Origin of the sequence: Amycolatopsis thailandensis (assembly GCF_042723255.1) — a bacterium.
GTDB classification, from domain to species: Bacteria; Actinomycetota; Actinomycetes; order Mycobacteriales; family Pseudonocardiaceae; genus Amycolatopsis; species Amycolatopsis thailandensis.
In genome coordinates this window covers 12917-27652 of the sequence record NZ_JBHXJK010000003.1, presented here as the reverse complement: position 1 = coordinate 27652, position 14736 = coordinate 12917, and the positions used below count along the sequence as shown (strand labels likewise).

The following is a 14736-nucleotide window of genomic DNA, read 5'->3' as shown; positions in this document are numbered from 1 at the left end:
TATTCCCTCTTCTGTAACTTTTTTTCATTTTTTGGGGTTTTTCGTGGTTTGTTTGGATTGCTTAATATTGTTGCAAACATCTTTTTCCCCCCCACGACCCCCTCCCAAAACGCCTGAATCGGGCAAAAATACTCCGATAGTGTCCTCTATGGACAGTTGGCAAGGTGTCATGCCACGGCGACGAGCCTCTTCACCCCCGCTTGGCCAGCGGGTGGACGACTTTGCCGGGACCCTGACCGCCAGGGTAGGTAAGGGGGCCTTCACGGACAGGACCGGTTACGGAGCCCAGGCCGCCGAGACCGCCCACGTGACGTCCTGGTCGTACGAGACCGGGTTGTCGAACGGGTGGCCACCGCCGCTGGTGGCGACGAAGACCTCCTCGGCGTAGTGCCGCATGTTCGTGCCGAGTTCGTTGACCGACGCCAGCCGAACCCCACCGGCACCCGGCTGGGCGCAGAACGTCGCGTCCCTCCGGAACAGGTCGGTGTTGTCGTTCGCTCCCAGCCGCACCCGGAAGTCCGCGTGCCGCAGGAACTGGCCCGGATAGTTGCGCGCCTCCAGCGAGTAGCACGACGGATCCGCGAGACCACGCCGCACGACGAACGTCGCGTCCGCCTTCAGCAGCGCCGCGCTCGACGCGTTCACCACGTCCGTCCGCGCGAGGCTGTCACGGTGCCGCAGGAAACGGTCGGTGAAGCCGGGCGTGGTCACCTTGAACGATCGCGCCTGGTCCAGCGGCAGGTCGGCGCCGCTGCGCCAGAGCGGGACCGAAGCCGCCCACGTCGTGTCCTCCGCGAAGCTCGACGGCGTGTCCCAAGGGTTCGCCCCGCCGCTGCGCGCGAGATAGACGGTCTCGGCGTAATGGCGAAGGTAGGCGCCACGCTGGTTGAAGGACTCCAGCGCCGTTCCGCCCGCGCCTTCCCTCGCGCAGAAGGTCGCGTCCCCGGCGAACAGGGCCGAGCCGTCGTTCGCGTCCTTGCGGATCCTCGACGACGCGTGCCGCAGGAACTGCCCGGGGTAGTTCCGCGACTCGAACGACAGGCAGGACGCGTCCGCGAGTCCTTGCCGGACCCAGAAGGTCGCGTCCTTCTTCGCGACGTCCGCGCTGCCTTCCCCGAGGACATCGGTGCGCACGAAGTCGTCCTGGTGCCTCAGGTAGCGATCGGTGTACCCGGCCGTGGTGACCCGCAGCGAAATCGCCTCGCCCCGGCCCACCTCGGTGCCCTTGGCGATGGCGAGCACCTTCTGGTTGATCTCGCGCACCCGCGCCTCGGTCATCTTCAGCACGCGACGGTCGTAGGTGTAGAAGCCGTTGACCTCGTTCTCGACGTCGTACGGCTCGGTGTAGACCGACGCGGAAAGCCCGCGGCCGTGCACCATCCTCCCGACCTGCTTGGTGATCTCGACGTACCGGTTCGTCAGCGACGTCTCGTCCGGGTACAGCGCGCCGTACGCGAAACCCTTGCCCGGCTCCCATTCGTGCCCGGTGACGCGTCTGCCCAGGCCGCCGTACTCCCCCAGCACCGCGACCCGTCTCGCGTCGGGTTGCCTGGTGCCGGTGGAGATCTGGTAGGCGTGGTCGTCGATCACATCGCCGTTGCCCGGATCCGGATCGGACACGCAGCAGTTGGAGCCCGAGTTGTGGTTGATCAGCCGGGTGTCGTCGATCGACCGGACCAGATCGACGATCCGGCCGGCGTCGTACTCGCCCCAGCCTTCGTTGAACGGCACCCACTGCACGATCGAGGTGATGCCCTTGTGCTGCTCGATCATCCGCCGCAGTTCGGATTCGTAGTTCGCGTGCCCGTTCGGGACCTCGTCGACGGCGTCCAGCGCGGGCATGTCCTGCCAGACCATCAGCCCGAGTTTGTCGGCGTGGTAGAACCACCGCGCCGGTTCGACCTTGATGTGCTTGCGGACCATGTTGAAGCCCAAGGCCTTCTGGCGTTCGAGGTCGAACCGCAGCGCCGCGTCGGTCGGCGCGGTGTAGATGCCGTCCGGCCAATAGCCCTGGTCCAGCGTGCCGATCTGGAAGACGAACTTGCCGTTGAGCAGCGGCCTCATCACGCCGCCGACCATCGCCTTGCCCAGCGACCGCATCCCGAAGTACCCGGTGACGACGTCGCCTCCCGGCAGCCGCACCCGCAGGTCGTAGAGGAAAGGATCGTCCGGTGACCACAGCCGCGCGTTCGGGACCGGGACCCGCAGGTGAGACCCGACGACGCCGGTGGCGGTGCCGACTACTTGGCCGCCTGAGAGCACTTCGGCGGTCGCCTGCTGCCCGGCCGTGCCCTGGACGACGAGGTCGAGCGCGCCGCCCGGGACGTCGGGTGTGGTGTCGAGCCGGGTGATGTGCTCCGCCCGGACCGGTTCCAGCCACACGGTCTGCCAGATCCCGGACGCCGCCGTGTAGAAGATGCCACTGGGCGTCCTGCGCTGCTTCCCGACCGGGTAGCGGCTGCCGTCGACCGGTGAGGCGACGCCGACGACGATCTCGTTCTCCCCCGCCTTCAGCGCCGGGGTGATGTCGAACGAGAAGGCGTCGAAGCCGCCGGTGTGGCTCCCGATCGACGTCCCGTTGACCCAGACCCTGGTCTCCCACGTGACGGCGCCGAAGTTGAGTTTCACCCGCCGGCCGTCCCAAGTGGACGGAACGGTGAACGTCCGGCGGTAGAACATGTTGTCCTCGTGCCGTTTGACCCCCGACAGCATCGACTCGATCGGGTAGGGCACGAGGACGTTCTCGCTCAGCGGCCTGCCGATCGGTGGCGAGTTCAGGTTCGGGGCACCGGTGAATCCCCAGGTCCCGTTGAGGTTGAGCCATTCCGAGCGCACCAGTTGCGGGCGCGGGTACTCGGGCAGCGCGTTCGACGGCGAGACCTGATCCGTCCACGGGGTGGGCAGCGGGACCGGTGCGGCTTGGGCGATGGGGACGAGCGTCGTCGCGGCGGCCAGCAGACCGGCCACGACGCTCAGGGCGCGCGCGGTTCTTCGGTGCATGCGATCTCCCTATCTCCGGGCGGTCGTGCGGGCCAATGACCGTTGCAGCACAACGACCACCAAGAGGAACGCGCCGCTGACCACCGACTGGTAGTTGCTGTCGAGAGTTCCTATCTGGTTGATGACGTTCTGGATCACCGTTCGGATGCCCACCCCGATGACCGTTCCGAGAATCGTGCCCATCCCGCCGGTCAGCAGGGTGCCGCCGATGACGACGACGGAGATGGCGTCCAGTTCGAGGCCGACCCCGATCACCGTGACGCCGGATTGGAGGTAGGCCGCGGTGAGCGCGCCCGCGAGACCGGAAAGGACGCCGCTCATCACGTAGACGGTGACCTTGGTGCGCGCCACCGGAAGTCCCATCAGCTTCGCGGACTGTTCCGAGCCGCCGGTCGCGAACACCGACTGGCCGAACCGGGTCCGCCGCAGCAGGAGCCCGCCGATCAGGCACAGCGCCGCGGCGATGAGCACCGGATAGCCGAACCCGAAGAGCGTGCCCCGGCCGAGTTCGACGAACGCCTCCCCCGCCGGGATCTTGTACGTCGTCGCGCCCTCACTGGTGATCGCGAGCAGCAGCCCGCGGGCGAACAGCAGGGACGCCAGCGTGACGATGAACGGCGCCATCCCGGTTTTCGCCACGAGAAGCCCGTTGATCAGCCCGATCAGCCCGCATACGGCGAGCGGCAACAGCAACGCGACAAGGAAGCCCCATTGCGACCCGTACGCGGCGAGGACGCCGCCGAGCGCGTAGACCGAACCCACCGACAGGTCGATCCCGCCGGTGATGATCACGAACGTCATCCCGAGCGCGATGATCGCGAGGAACGAGCTCTGCAAGGCGATGTCGCGCAGGTTGTCCAGGCTGCCGAAGCGCGGGAACAGCAGCCACGCGACGGCGACCATGAGCACCAGCGCGATCGCCGCGCCTTGTTTCTGCAGGACCCCGGTCATCAGCTCGCGCCGGGTGGAGTCCTGGGCGGCCATCGTGGGCGCCGCGGTCATCGGCTGCTCCGTTCCCGTGCGACGTACACCGCGCCGACGATGATCGCGGCCTGGATCATCTGCGCGGTCGAATCCGGCAGGTTGTGCTTGATGAGGGTGGCGCGGACGAGCTGCATGAGCAGGACGCCCATCACCGTGCCGAGGATGCGGACGCGCCCGCCGGTCAGCGGGGTGCCGCCGACCACCACCGCGGTGATCGCGGACAGTTCCATCAGCAATCCGGCGTCCGCGGGGTCGCCGGCGCCGAGCCGGGCGGTGGAGAGCACCCCGGCCAAGGCCGCGAGCAGACCGCAGATGGCGTAGACCCCGACGAGGACGCGGTTCACCGGCAGACCGGCGAGCACACTGGCCCGCCGGTTGCCGCCGATCGCGACCAGCCGCCTGCCGAACGCCGTCTTCCCGACAAGTCCCGCCATGAGCACGGCCAGCACGGCCGCGATCAGCACGCTCACCGGGATCCCGAGCACCTCGCCGGTGCCCAGCGCCAGGAAATCCGGATCGTGCAGCTGGACGAGCTGGCCGTCGGCGAGCACCAGCGCGAGCCCTCGCCCGCCGACCAGTAACGCGAGGGTCGCCACGATCGGCTGGATCCCGATCCTGGCCACGAGGACGCCGTTCAACGTCCCGGCGGCCAGCCCCGCGACGAGCGCGATGGCGACCGCGGGCAGTGTCCCGGCACCGAGGTACAACGGGATGATCGCCGCCGACAGCGCCATCACCGCGCCCACCGACAGGTCGACGCCCTCGGTGCCGATCACCAGCGCCATCCCGAGCGCGACCACCAGTACCGGCGCGGCCTGGATGAGCTGGGTCCGGAAGTTGCCGACGGTCAGGAAGTTCGCGGTGAACGCGATGTTGAACAGCACGAGCGCCACGACGGCGACGTACACGCCGTACTCCTGCAGCCACCGCGCCACCTTGGTCCGGTCCACCGTTTTCGCCGTGTCCGTCATGGTGGTTCCCGGTTCCTCCGTTTTCGGCTGGGTGCTGGTCATTCCGCGCCGCCCGAGGCGATCGCGGCCAGCACGTGGTCCTGGGTCAGCCGGTCACCCGCCAGCTCGCCGACCACCGCGCCGTCCTTGAGCACGACCAGCCTGTCGGCGCCGTCGAGGAGTTCCTCCATCTCGGACGAGATGAGCAAGACGGCGAGTCCGTCCTTGGCGAGTTCGTCGATCAGCGCCTGTACCTCCGCCTTCGCGCCGACGTCGATGCCCCGGGTCGGCTCGTCGAGCAGCAGCACCGTCGGTTCGGTGCACAGCCAGCGGGCCAGCAGCACCTTCTGCTGATTGCCGCCGGACAGTTCGGCGACCTTCTGATCGGGACTGGACACCTTGATCCGCAGGCGTTTCACGAACGTGTCGACGATCCGGTCCTGCCGGGCGCGGCTGACCAGGCCGAAGCGGGACAGCTTCGGCAACGCGGCGAGCACGATGTTCTCCCGCACCGAAAGATGCGGGATGATCCCCTCGGTCTTGCGGTCTTCGGCGAGCATGCTGACGCCCGCGCGCATCGCGGCGGCCACATTCCCCTGCGGCACTTGCCTTCCGCCGACGAGCACCGTGCCGCCGGAGAGCGGCAGGTCGCCGACGATCGCCCGCGCGGTCTCGGTCCGGCCGGAGCCGAGCAGCCCGGCCAGCCCGACGATCTCGCCTGGCCTGATGTCCACCGAGACCCCGGCCAGCCGGTTGCCGCTGGTGAGGTTCTCCGCGCGCAGCACCGGTTCCCGGCCCGCCTCGTGGTCGCCTTCGAAGGCCGTCGCGCCGTGCGAGCGGATGTCGCCGACGCTGCGGCCGAGCATCATCGACACCAGTTCCAGGCGCGGCAGGTCGGCGAGCGGTCCGGTGTGGACCCGCTTGCCGTCCCGCAGCACCGTCACCCGTTCGCAGATCCGGTACAGCTCGTCCATCCGGTGGCTGACGTACACGATCGCGATCCCGCGTTCGTGCAGCCTGCCGATGACCTCGAACAGCGTCTCGACCTCACGCGGTTCCAGCGAGGACGTCGGCTCGTCCATGATCACGACGTCGGCGTCGACCGACACCGCGCGGGCGAGCGCGACCATCTGCTGGGCACCGACGCCGAGTGTCCCGAGTGGACGGCGGACGTCGGCTTCGATGCCGTAGTCCGCCAGCAGGGCCGCCGCGTCGGAGTTCATCCGCGCCCAGTCGACCAGACCGAACCTCTTCCTCGGCTCGCGGCCGAGATACACGTTGCTCGCCACGCTCATCAGCGGGATGAGGTTGACCTCCTGGTAGATCGTGGAGATCGCGCCCCGCGCGTGGATCGTGCCGGAATCCGGCTTGTGCACGCCGGTGAGCACCTTGATCAGCGTCGACTTGCCGGCGCCGTTCTCGCCCACCAGCGCGTGCACCTCGCCCGGCCGCAGCGCGAACGACACGTCGTCGAGCGCGCGCACCCCGGCGAACGTCTTCGTCACGCCTTCGACCTCGAGAACCGGTTCCATCGTCAGTACGCGTTCCCGAGCTTCTGGGCCGCGTTCGCCGAGTCGTACTGGTCGTCGGAGATGACCACGGTCGCCGGGATCTCCTTGCCGGCGGCGAAGTCCGCCAAGGTGGAGAAGGCCAGCGGGCCGAAGCGCGGGTTGGATTCGATGACCGCGTTGTAGCTGCCGTCGGCGATGAGCTGGACGGCGTTGCGGGTGCCGTCGATCGAGACGACCTTGACGTCCTTGCCCGGCGTCTTGCCCGCGGCCTTGAGCGCGGTGACCGCGCCGATGCCCATCTCGTCGTTCTCGGCGTAGACGGCGGTGATCTCGGGGTTGCTCTGGATCAGCTGCTCCATGACCGCCTGCCCCTTGGAGCGGTCGAACTCACCGGTCTGCTCGGCGACGATCTGGATGCCCGCCGCGGCGGCGATCTCGTCCTTGAAACCCTTGGTGCGGTCGGTGGTCACGTTGTTGCCGGACGCGCCGAGCAGGATCGCGACCTTGCCGGTGCCGCCGGTCGCCTTCACCATCTCCTGCGCCGCGCGCTTGCCCTGCTCGACGAAGTTCGAGCCGATGAAGGTCAAGTAGTCCGAGCACGGCTGCGAAGTCACCTTGCGGTCGATCGTGACGACCGGGACCTTCTTGGCCTTCGCCGCGTCGAGGGCGGGCTGCAGGCCGTCGGAGTTCAGCGGCGCGACGATGAGCAGCTGCGCGCCCCGGTCCAGCAACGACTTGATGTCGCTGACCTGCTTGTTGAGATCGCTCTGCGCGTTGGTGACCAGGAGTTTGTCCGCCGGGATGCCGAGTTTCGCGGCCTCGTCCTTGATGGACTGCGTCTCCGCGATCCGGAACGGGTTCGCCTCCTTCTCCGACTGGGAGAAACCGACGACCGCGTTCTTCACGTCCACCTGCGGGTAGCCGGTCTTCTCGCGGGCGCATCCCGGTCCGGCGGCGGCCTGGCTCGGCGCCGCCGAAGCGGCCGGTCCCGCCCCGGACGGGGCGGATTGCTGGGTCTCACGGCTGGTGCAGGCCGTCAGCGCGAGCGCGAGGCCGGTCACCAGGAGCAGGGTGCGGCGGATGGGCAGGGACATCGATCGCTCCTCGGGGAAAGTCGAGCACACGGATCTGCGGTGACCCATGTCACTCATAGGGACGATGCCAGATTTACATCGTTGGTACAACGTTGTAAATCCGCCGTTCGCGCGGCTAGGCTGTGCCGGATCTGTGCCGGACCACTGCAGAGGGGAGCGAGGGTGGCCACGCTCAAGGACGTCGCCAAGCTTGCGGGCGTCTCCGTCAAGACCGTGTCGAACGTGGTCAACGGCTACGACTTCGTGAAGCCGGAGAACCGCAAGCGCGTCGAGGAGGCACTGGCGTCGACCGGCTACCGGCCCAATCTCGGCGCCCGCAACCTCCGCCGCGGCCGCACCGGGTTCCTCGGGCTGATGCTGCCCGAACTGAGCATCCCGTACTTCGGCGAACTGGCGGGCCTCGTGCTCCAGGCGGCGCAGGAGCACGAGTGGAACGTGCTCATCGAGCAGACCCTCGGCACCAGGGAGCGGGAGCGCAACACGTTGTCCGCGCTGGGCCCGCATCTGATCGACGGCGCGATCATCAGCCCGGAAGCGTTGCACACCAACGACTTCGAAGACCTCGCACCGGGTGTCCCGCTGGTGATGCTCGGCGAGCACGTCGTCGACGTCCCGATAGATCACGTCGGCATCGACAACGTCCAGGCCGCCCGGATCGCGGTGCGGCACCTGCTCTCGCTCGGCAGGCGGCGGATCGCCGCGATCGGCGCGCATCCGCAGCGCCACACCGCCGCGCAGCGCCTGGAGGGTTACCACTCTGCGCTCGAGGAGGCTGGGCTCGCGCCCGTTCCGGAACTGGTCCTGCCCGCGCTGCGCTACCACCGCGCCAACGGCGCCGAGGCGATGGCGCATCTCCTCGCACTGCCGGAGCCGCCCGACGCGGTCTTCTGCTTCAACGACCTCCTCGCCATCGGCGCCCTTCGCGCCGCGGCCGAACGCGGGGTCCAGGTGCCGTCGGACATGGCGATCGTCGGTTTCGACAACAACGAGGAGAGCGCGTACAGCCTCCCCTCGCTGACGACGATCGCGCCGGACAAGGCGGCGATCGCGCGGACCGCGGTCGATCTGCTGCGGCGGCGCATCGCGGGCGGCAGCGACCTCGAACCCGAGGACGTCCAGACGCCGTTCTCGCTGGAGATCCGGAACAGCACCGTCGCCTGACTCCCGCGTCGGGTCGTGAGCGGCGATTCGGGTTGGAGCGGACGGGTATTTCGGGCGTCGAGTGTCCGGATTCTTCCCCGCTCGGCTGTCGGTGGGGGTTGATCAAGCTCGCCAGCCGGGTCGAGCTCGTGACGATGCAGGAATCGGGACGTTCACGTGGCCAGGCCGCGGCGCATCCCGCTTGAGCTCCGTGAAGGTCGAGTTTCCTCGGCTCAGCCGAGGGAAGGGGGCCTTCACGCGCAGCCGCCGTGACATCTGGTGCGCCTGGGGCGAGCGTAGCGATCCGCAAGTCCGTGAAGGCCTCCTTCACTACCTTCAGGGTAGGCAAGGAGGCCTTCACGGACCGGAGCGAGACGGCGCGAGCAGGTGACTACTTGCGGCGACAGCGCGAAGTCCAGCATTGTGTGTCCGTGAACCGGGCCCTGGCCGCGCTGACCCTCGTCGCGTACGTGACGTTGCCCCTCGGCTCGGCCAAATACGAGACGCTCGTGCTGCCGACGCTCCTCACCGGTCTGGTCTACGCGGCGATCGCGATCGCCGGCTTCCCCTGGGTCCAGAAACACGGGCGCGTCCACGCGATCGCGTATGTCTGCGTTCAGTTACCGCTCGGCTTCACCCTGTTCTCGCTTTCGGGCGCCGCTGTCGGGGCCGTGCTGCTTCTCGTTGTCCTCGTCTGCCACACCGTCTTGCTGCTGCGGGTGCGCGTGGCGTTCGGGGTCGCGGTGCTGATCCCGCTGATCCACCTGCCGATGGCGCCGATGGACGGGCTCCGCGAGGGGCTCGGGACGCTCGCCGTCATGGTGTTCGCCGCCGTGGTGACCGAGTTGATCGTCCGCGAGAAGCGAGCGCGTGAGGAACTGGCCGAGGCACACGAACGGCTTCGCGATCACGCCGCGCAAGCCGAACAGCTCGCGACGATCCAGGAACGCAATCGGGTAGCGCGCGACATCCACGACGGGCTCGGTCATCACCTCACGGTGGTGCAGATGATGCTGCAGGCCGCCCGCGCGGTGATCGGCACCGGCGACACGGAACGCGCCGACGGGATGCTCGCCAAGGCACAGGATCAGTCGCGGGAGGCGCTCGCCGAGGTCCGCCGGTCGGTGTCGGCGTTGCGGGAGCCACGTTCCGAACCACTGGCGGAGGCGTTGCGCGCCTTGACGGAAGAGGCGTCGGCGGCGGGCGTGCCGACCGGGCTGGAGGTCAAGGGCACCGCGCGGGACACGCGCGTCGAGGTGGAAGATTCGCTGTTCCGGGCTGCTCAGGAGGGACTGACCAACGTGCGCAAGCACGCCCGGGCCCAGGCCGCGACCGTGGTGCTCGACTACGCCGGAGCCGACCGGGTCCGGCTCGAAGTCCGCGACGACGGCCTCGGACTCACGAGGGATTCCCCGCCGGGCAAGGGTTTCGGGCTCGTGGGGCTTCGAGAGCGGGTCGCCGGGCTCGGCGGCCGGGTCTCGGTCGACTCGGCGGAAGGCCAGGGCCTGACGCTCACCGTGGAGGTTCCGGGATGAGCGTCCGTGTCCTGATCGTCGACGATCAGGCGTTGTTCCGCGAGGCGTTGGCGACGTTGCTGGAGGTCCAGCCGGAGATCACCGTCGTCGGTGAGGCCGCCGACGGCGAGGAAGCTGTCCGGCTCTGCGCCGAACTCCACCCCGACGTCGCGTTGATGGACCTGCGGATGCCGGTGCTGGACGGGATCGCGGCCACCATCCGGCTCCGGGCCGAGCAACCCGGCGTACAGGTGTTGGCGCTGACCACGTTCGACGACGACGAGGACGTCTTCGCCGCGCTGCGAGCGGGCGCCGTCGGCTATCTGCTCAAGGACGTCTCGTCGACGCGGCTGGTGGAAGCGCTGGTCGCGGCCAAACGGGGTGAGTCGGTGTTGCAGCCCTCGGTCGCGGCGAAGCTCGTCGCCAGGGTGGCGCGGCTTCCGGCCGAAACACCTGGGCAGCAGCCTTTGGCGACCCCGCTTTCGGAGCGCGAACTGGAGGTGGTCCGGTTGCTGTCGGACGGCCACAGCAACCGCGAGATCGCGAAGACGCTGTTCCTCGCCGAGGGAACGGTGAAGAACCTCGTGACGAGCGTGCTGTCCAAGCTCCAGGTGCGGGACCGGACCCAGGCGGCCCTGCGCGCGAGGGAACTCGGCCTGTTCTGACCCGGGGTGGTCGTGAGTGGCGATTCGGGTTCTATTTGAGGGGTAAGGCAAATGTGGCGTGTTGTGTCGCTCGTCCGTACGTCGGCCTCGGGTGTCGCGAAAGCCACTTTCGGGACATCAGGTGTCCTGAAAGTGGCTTTCGCGACACCTCCGGGCCTCCGTCACCCACGACGACCGCAAGCCCCGAGGCGAAGGGGACTTTCCGCTCATGCGATGCGGGGAAAGTCCCCTTCGCCTCGGTCGTCACCGTCGAGCGCCGCCGCCCGCCCCGAAACGCCACCGGGGTTCCGACCCCGGTCATATGACCCCGTGCATGACTTCCGGCACCTGCCTTCGTGCCCTCGTGGGGCAGAACATCGCTCCATGAATCAAACGACGGAACCGAAGACCCGAAACCGGGCCATCCTCCACTTCACCCGGCACGCGGTGGAGATGCTCGTCGCGATGGTGGCCGGGATGATCGTCCTCGAACCGGTGTGGTCGTTCCTGTGGCCGGACCTGGCGAAGAACGTGACCGCGAGCGCGCTGGTGATGGCGACGAACATGTCGCTCGGCATGGCGCTGTGGATGCGGATCCGGCGCCACGGCTGGGCTTCGATCGCGGAGATGTCGGCCGCGATGTACCTGCCGTACGTCCTCTTCCTGCCGTTCTTCTGGACCGGTCTGGTCTCCGGAACGACCTTGATGACCGCCGGGCACGTGTTGATGGTGCCCGCGATGCTCGCCGCCATGGTCCGCCGTCGCGCCGAGTACGGGGCCTGACATGCGCACCTTCGCCCGTGTCACGCTGACCGTGCTGGCGTTCACCGTCGCCGCACTGGCCCTGCCGCTCGCGCTGGGCGGCATCACGCTCGGCGCCAGCTTCGAAAACCGCTACACGGCGAGAACCGACGGGAGCTCACCGCGACCGGTACCCCGGGCGCACGATCCCGCCAAGCCCACCGCCGTGATCGTCGTCGGCAACCAGGGCGCCGTCGTCTCGGACACCCTCGCCCCGTACGAGATCCTGGCGGCGAGCGGCGCGTTCAACGTCTACACCGTCGCGCCGGAGGCCCGGCCGGTCACCCTGACCGGCGGGCTCGACCTGATCCCCGACCTGGGTTTCGCCGACCTCGACAGACTGCTTTCCTCCGCCGCCCCCGAGGTCGTGGTGGTGCCCGCGCTGCCGGACCTCGGCGAGCCGACCACGCGTCCGGTGACCGACTGGCTGAAGCGGCAGTCCTCGAAGGGCGCGCTGCTCATGAGTGTCTGCAACGGTTCGGGCGTTCTCGCGTCGGCAGGGCTCCTCGACGGGCGGAAGGCCACCGCGCACTGGATCCGCATCGGCGGCTTCGACGACGAATTCCCCGCCGTGGACTGGATTCGCGGCACCCGCTACGTCGACGACGGCACCATCGTGACCACGGCCGGGATCCTGTCCGGGATCGACGGGGCGCTGCGGGTGACCGAGCGGTTCGCCGGCACCGAAATCGCGCGGAAGACCGCCGAAACGGTCGGCTGGAGCCACTACTCCCCCGGCTCCAGCCCGCCGATGGCGCAGAACACCTTCGAAGCGGCGGACACGGTCGTCGGCTTCAACACCGCCTTCAAATGGGACAAGCCGATGCTGGGGATCCTGCTGACCACCGGGATCCGGGAACTGGAGCTCGCGGCGGTGTTCGACACCTACGGCCAGTCGCTGGCGGTCGAGACGACGGCGGTCGGCCTGGACGGCTCGCCGATCCGGTCCCGGCACGGACTGACCTTCGCCCCGCGCGGCACGCCGGCCGCGGGCGACCTCGACCGGCTGATCGTGCCCGGCGCCGACGCGGCCGCGCGGCACGCGGCCGATCGGTACTCCGCGTTCTCGCCGGTGTATCTGCATTCCACGCCGGGTTTCCCGTTCGACGCAGTGCTCGAAGACTTGGCGCGCACCACGGACGCCGCGACCACGCGGTGGACGGCCAGGACATTGGAGTACCGCCCCGATCATCTCGCGCTCGGCGGCGAGGCGTGGCCGTGGAAGATCGCGCTCCGGCCGTTCGGGCTGGCCGTCCTCGGACTGCTCGCGGCCTTCGGGATCCGCGCCCTCTATCGCCGCCGTGCGTGATGGACGCCGACCGCCAGTTGCGGGATCCCGGCGAGCCCGAACAGCGAGCCCCGGACCTTCACTGGATCGAACGGGTCGGTGACGGTCACGCATCGGACGCCGGACTCGGTGGCGAGCAGCCGGAGCCGCTGCGCCGCCTGTCCGGCCCGCACGAGATGGTGGCGTGACTCCGAAGCGGTGGTGATCAGGAAAGCCGACCACGCGTCCTCGGGAGCGTCGCCGGGTGGCGCGATCGTCCGGGCGAGCGCGCCGCCCACCTTCGGCAGCGCGCGGATCCGGCGCGGCGAAAGCGACTTCACGCGGACGCCGTCGGCGGGTTCCTCGTCCAGGCTCAAGATGGGTATCCCGTCGCACGAGTACGACGCGCGCCCGGACATCGCCCCGAACGAGGCGAGATCGCCCGCGCCGGGACGTTTCCGCGCGGCGGTGGTGATCCGGGCGATCCGCCGCGGATCGGCGTCGTCGTGCGAGAACTCCGTCTCCGGGATCCAGCCCAGTGCCCGCATCGCGACCTCGAGGTGGAGCAGGAGCGCACCGCACGCGATGAGTTTTCCCCGGCTGTCGCCCCCTGGCCGTTCGACCACGTCGACGCCGTCGTCCCGGATCTCCAGCGGCCATTCGCCGCGCAGCCACCGCCGGGGCGCCCAGCGCGCGGCCCGCACCAGGATCCGTGTCTCCTCGGCCGTCCAGCGGTGTGTGCCGAGTACGGCGGCGCTCACCGGTGGCTCTCCCCCGACCTGGTCCGGATGACCGCGTCGACCGGGCGACGCGGCGTGGTGGAGCCCGGGAAGCCGTAGCCGAGGCGGAAAACGACCTGTGGGTTTTCGTTCTCGCCGAGCAGTGACCGCAGGACGGCGCGAGCGGACGGGATTTCCATGGGCTGCGAGTAGAACGAGGCGCTGAGGCCGAGCGAGGTCGCCGTCAGCAGGGCCCGCTGCATCGCTCGTCCGGCGCGGATCTGCGCGAGCGGTCCGTCGGTCGGCGTGGTCAGCACCGCGACGACCGGGTCGCGTTCGAACTCCCTGGCCTGCTCGCTCTCGCCGTGGTGCCGGACCGGCAGCAACCCGCCGGAGGGGCGAGGTCCGCCGGCATAGGCCGGAACGCCGTCGCGGCTCCCGTTCTCCCTGGTCCACGCGCGGAGCTCCGCCTGGAAGCCTTCGTCGAGCGTCTGCACGTGGTCCGCCCGGCGGATGAGCCCCGTGACGGCCTCCAGCAGGCCCACCTCGTCGAGCAGGATCAGCTTCGCGCCCTCTTCACGGGCTGCCTGCCGCACCGCGTACCGGAATCCCGCCGGAACCGGCGTCGAGGCGAACGGCCGCCGGTTGGAGTAACGCGCGCGGATCGACGCCGCCAGGCGCTGTTCCGTCGCGGTCGCCCGATGCCGGGCCCCGACGACGACCCTGGCCAGCAGCTCCGGGCGGTCCTTGCGTGGCAGGAACTCCACGTCGCAGGACCGCCCGGCGACGGCGATTGCGAGCTCGAGGTTCAGCAACGCCGCACCACAGGACAGCCGCGCCTCCCGCCGGTCCGGGTCGCACACCTCGAGCACGCGGCCCTCGTCGAGGACGAGGTCGATGACGTCCGGCCCGAGTTCGAAGAGCCACGGCTGACTGTTGTGCGGCGAGGGCGCGCGGACGGCGGCCTCCAGCGCGGCGGTGACGACCGGTGTCTCAGTGAGGATCATCGCGGCTCCTAGCCGGAGGGGTACTCCTCAGCCTGTCGCCCGGAAGCCGGGACCGGCAGTGGCCGTGGTCCTTTTCGGACCGGGACTTTCGGCCTCTCCGGGCCC

General features: G+C 69.2%; 12 protein-coding genes. 5 read left to right on the top strand and 7 right to left on the bottom strand.

Features of this window, described 5'->3' with window-relative positions:
* Positions 1-276: 276 nt before the first annotated feature.
* From ACFWMR_RS01670 to ACFWMR_RS01650, 5 genes are read right to left on the bottom strand one after another with little or no spacing between them, the layout of a single operon-like run.
* Entirely contained in the window at positions 277-3000 is a 2724-nt protein-coding gene (locus ACFWMR_RS01670) for an AbfB domain-containing protein (protein ID WP_378376122.1), read from the bottom strand.
* 9 nt (positions 3001-3009) lie between these two features.
* On the bottom strand, positions 3010-4002 hold the full coding sequence (locus tag ACFWMR_RS01665) for an ABC transporter permease (protein ID WP_378376120.1): 993 nt from the start codon (positions 4000-4002) through the stop codon (positions 3010-3012).
* The gene (locus ACFWMR_RS01660) at positions 3999-4955 is read right to left on the bottom strand and encodes an ABC transporter permease (RefSeq protein WP_378376118.1); all 957 of its coding nucleotides are present in this window, start codon (positions 4953-4955) and stop codon (positions 3999-4001) included. The genes ACFWMR_RS01665 and ACFWMR_RS01660 overlap by 4 nt, the downstream gene beginning before the upstream one ends.
* Positions 4956-4993: 38 nt before the next feature.
* A complete protein-coding gene (locus ACFWMR_RS01655; protein WP_378376116.1) occupies positions 4994-6466 on the bottom strand; it encodes a sugar ABC transporter ATP-binding protein in 1473 nt (490 codons plus the stop codon).
* 2 nt (positions 6467-6468) lie between these two features.
* On the bottom strand, positions 6469-7539 hold the full coding sequence (locus ACFWMR_RS01650; protein WP_378275888.1) for an ABC transporter substrate-binding protein: 1071 nt from the start codon (positions 7537-7539) through the stop codon (positions 6469-6471).
* A 162-nt stretch (positions 7540-7701) separates the two neighbouring features.
* Between ACFWMR_RS01650 and ACFWMR_RS01645 the strand changes: the two genes are divergently transcribed.
* The 5 genes from ACFWMR_RS01645 (at position 7702) to ACFWMR_RS01625 (ending at position 12947) form a co-directional block, all read left to right on the top strand.
* A complete protein-coding gene (locus ACFWMR_RS01645; RefSeq protein WP_378275887.1) occupies positions 7702-8700 on the top strand; it encodes a LacI family DNA-binding transcriptional regulator in 999 nt (332 codons plus the stop codon).
* A 410-nt stretch (positions 8701-9110) separates the two neighbouring features.
* Positions 9111-10214, top strand: coding sequence for a sensor histidine kinase (locus tag ACFWMR_RS01640; protein WP_378376114.1), 1104 nt, complete (start codon positions 9111-9113; stop codon positions 10212-10214).
* Positions 10211-10858 carry a response regulator gene (locus ACFWMR_RS01635; protein WP_378376112.1) on the top strand — a complete coding sequence of 216 codons (648 nt, stop codon included), beginning with the start codon at positions 10211-10213 and terminating at the stop codon, positions 10856-10858. Before ACFWMR_RS01640 ends, ACFWMR_RS01635 begins: the two co-directional genes overlap by 4 nt.
* Positions 10859-11221: 363 nt before the next feature.
* Positions 11222-11620, top strand: coding sequence for a hypothetical protein (locus tag ACFWMR_RS01630; protein WP_378275885.1), 399 nt, complete (start codon positions 11222-11224; stop codon positions 11618-11620).
* Between the two features lies 1 nt (position 11621).
* Positions 11622-12947 carry a DJ-1/PfpI family protein gene (locus ACFWMR_RS01625; RefSeq protein ID WP_378376110.1) on the top strand — a complete coding sequence of 442 codons (1326 nt, stop codon included), beginning with the start codon at positions 11622-11624 and terminating at the stop codon, positions 12945-12947.
* Here the strand turns inward: ACFWMR_RS01625 and ACFWMR_RS01620 are convergent.
* Both ACFWMR_RS01620 and ACFWMR_RS01615 read right to left on the bottom strand, forming a co-directional pair.
* On the bottom strand, positions 12929-13666 hold the full coding sequence (locus ACFWMR_RS01620; protein ID WP_378376109.1) for a hypothetical protein: 738 nt from the start codon (positions 13664-13666) through the stop codon (positions 12929-12931). The two genes, ACFWMR_RS01625 and ACFWMR_RS01620, sit on opposite strands and share 19 nt — an antisense overlap.
* Positions 13663-14631 carry an Acg family FMN-binding oxidoreductase gene (locus ACFWMR_RS01615; RefSeq protein ID WP_378376107.1) on the bottom strand — a complete coding sequence of 323 codons (969 nt, stop codon included), beginning with the start codon at positions 14629-14631 and terminating at the stop codon, positions 13663-13665. Before ACFWMR_RS01615 ends, ACFWMR_RS01620 begins: the two co-directional genes overlap by 4 nt.
* Positions 14632-14736: the final 105 nt, after the last annotated feature.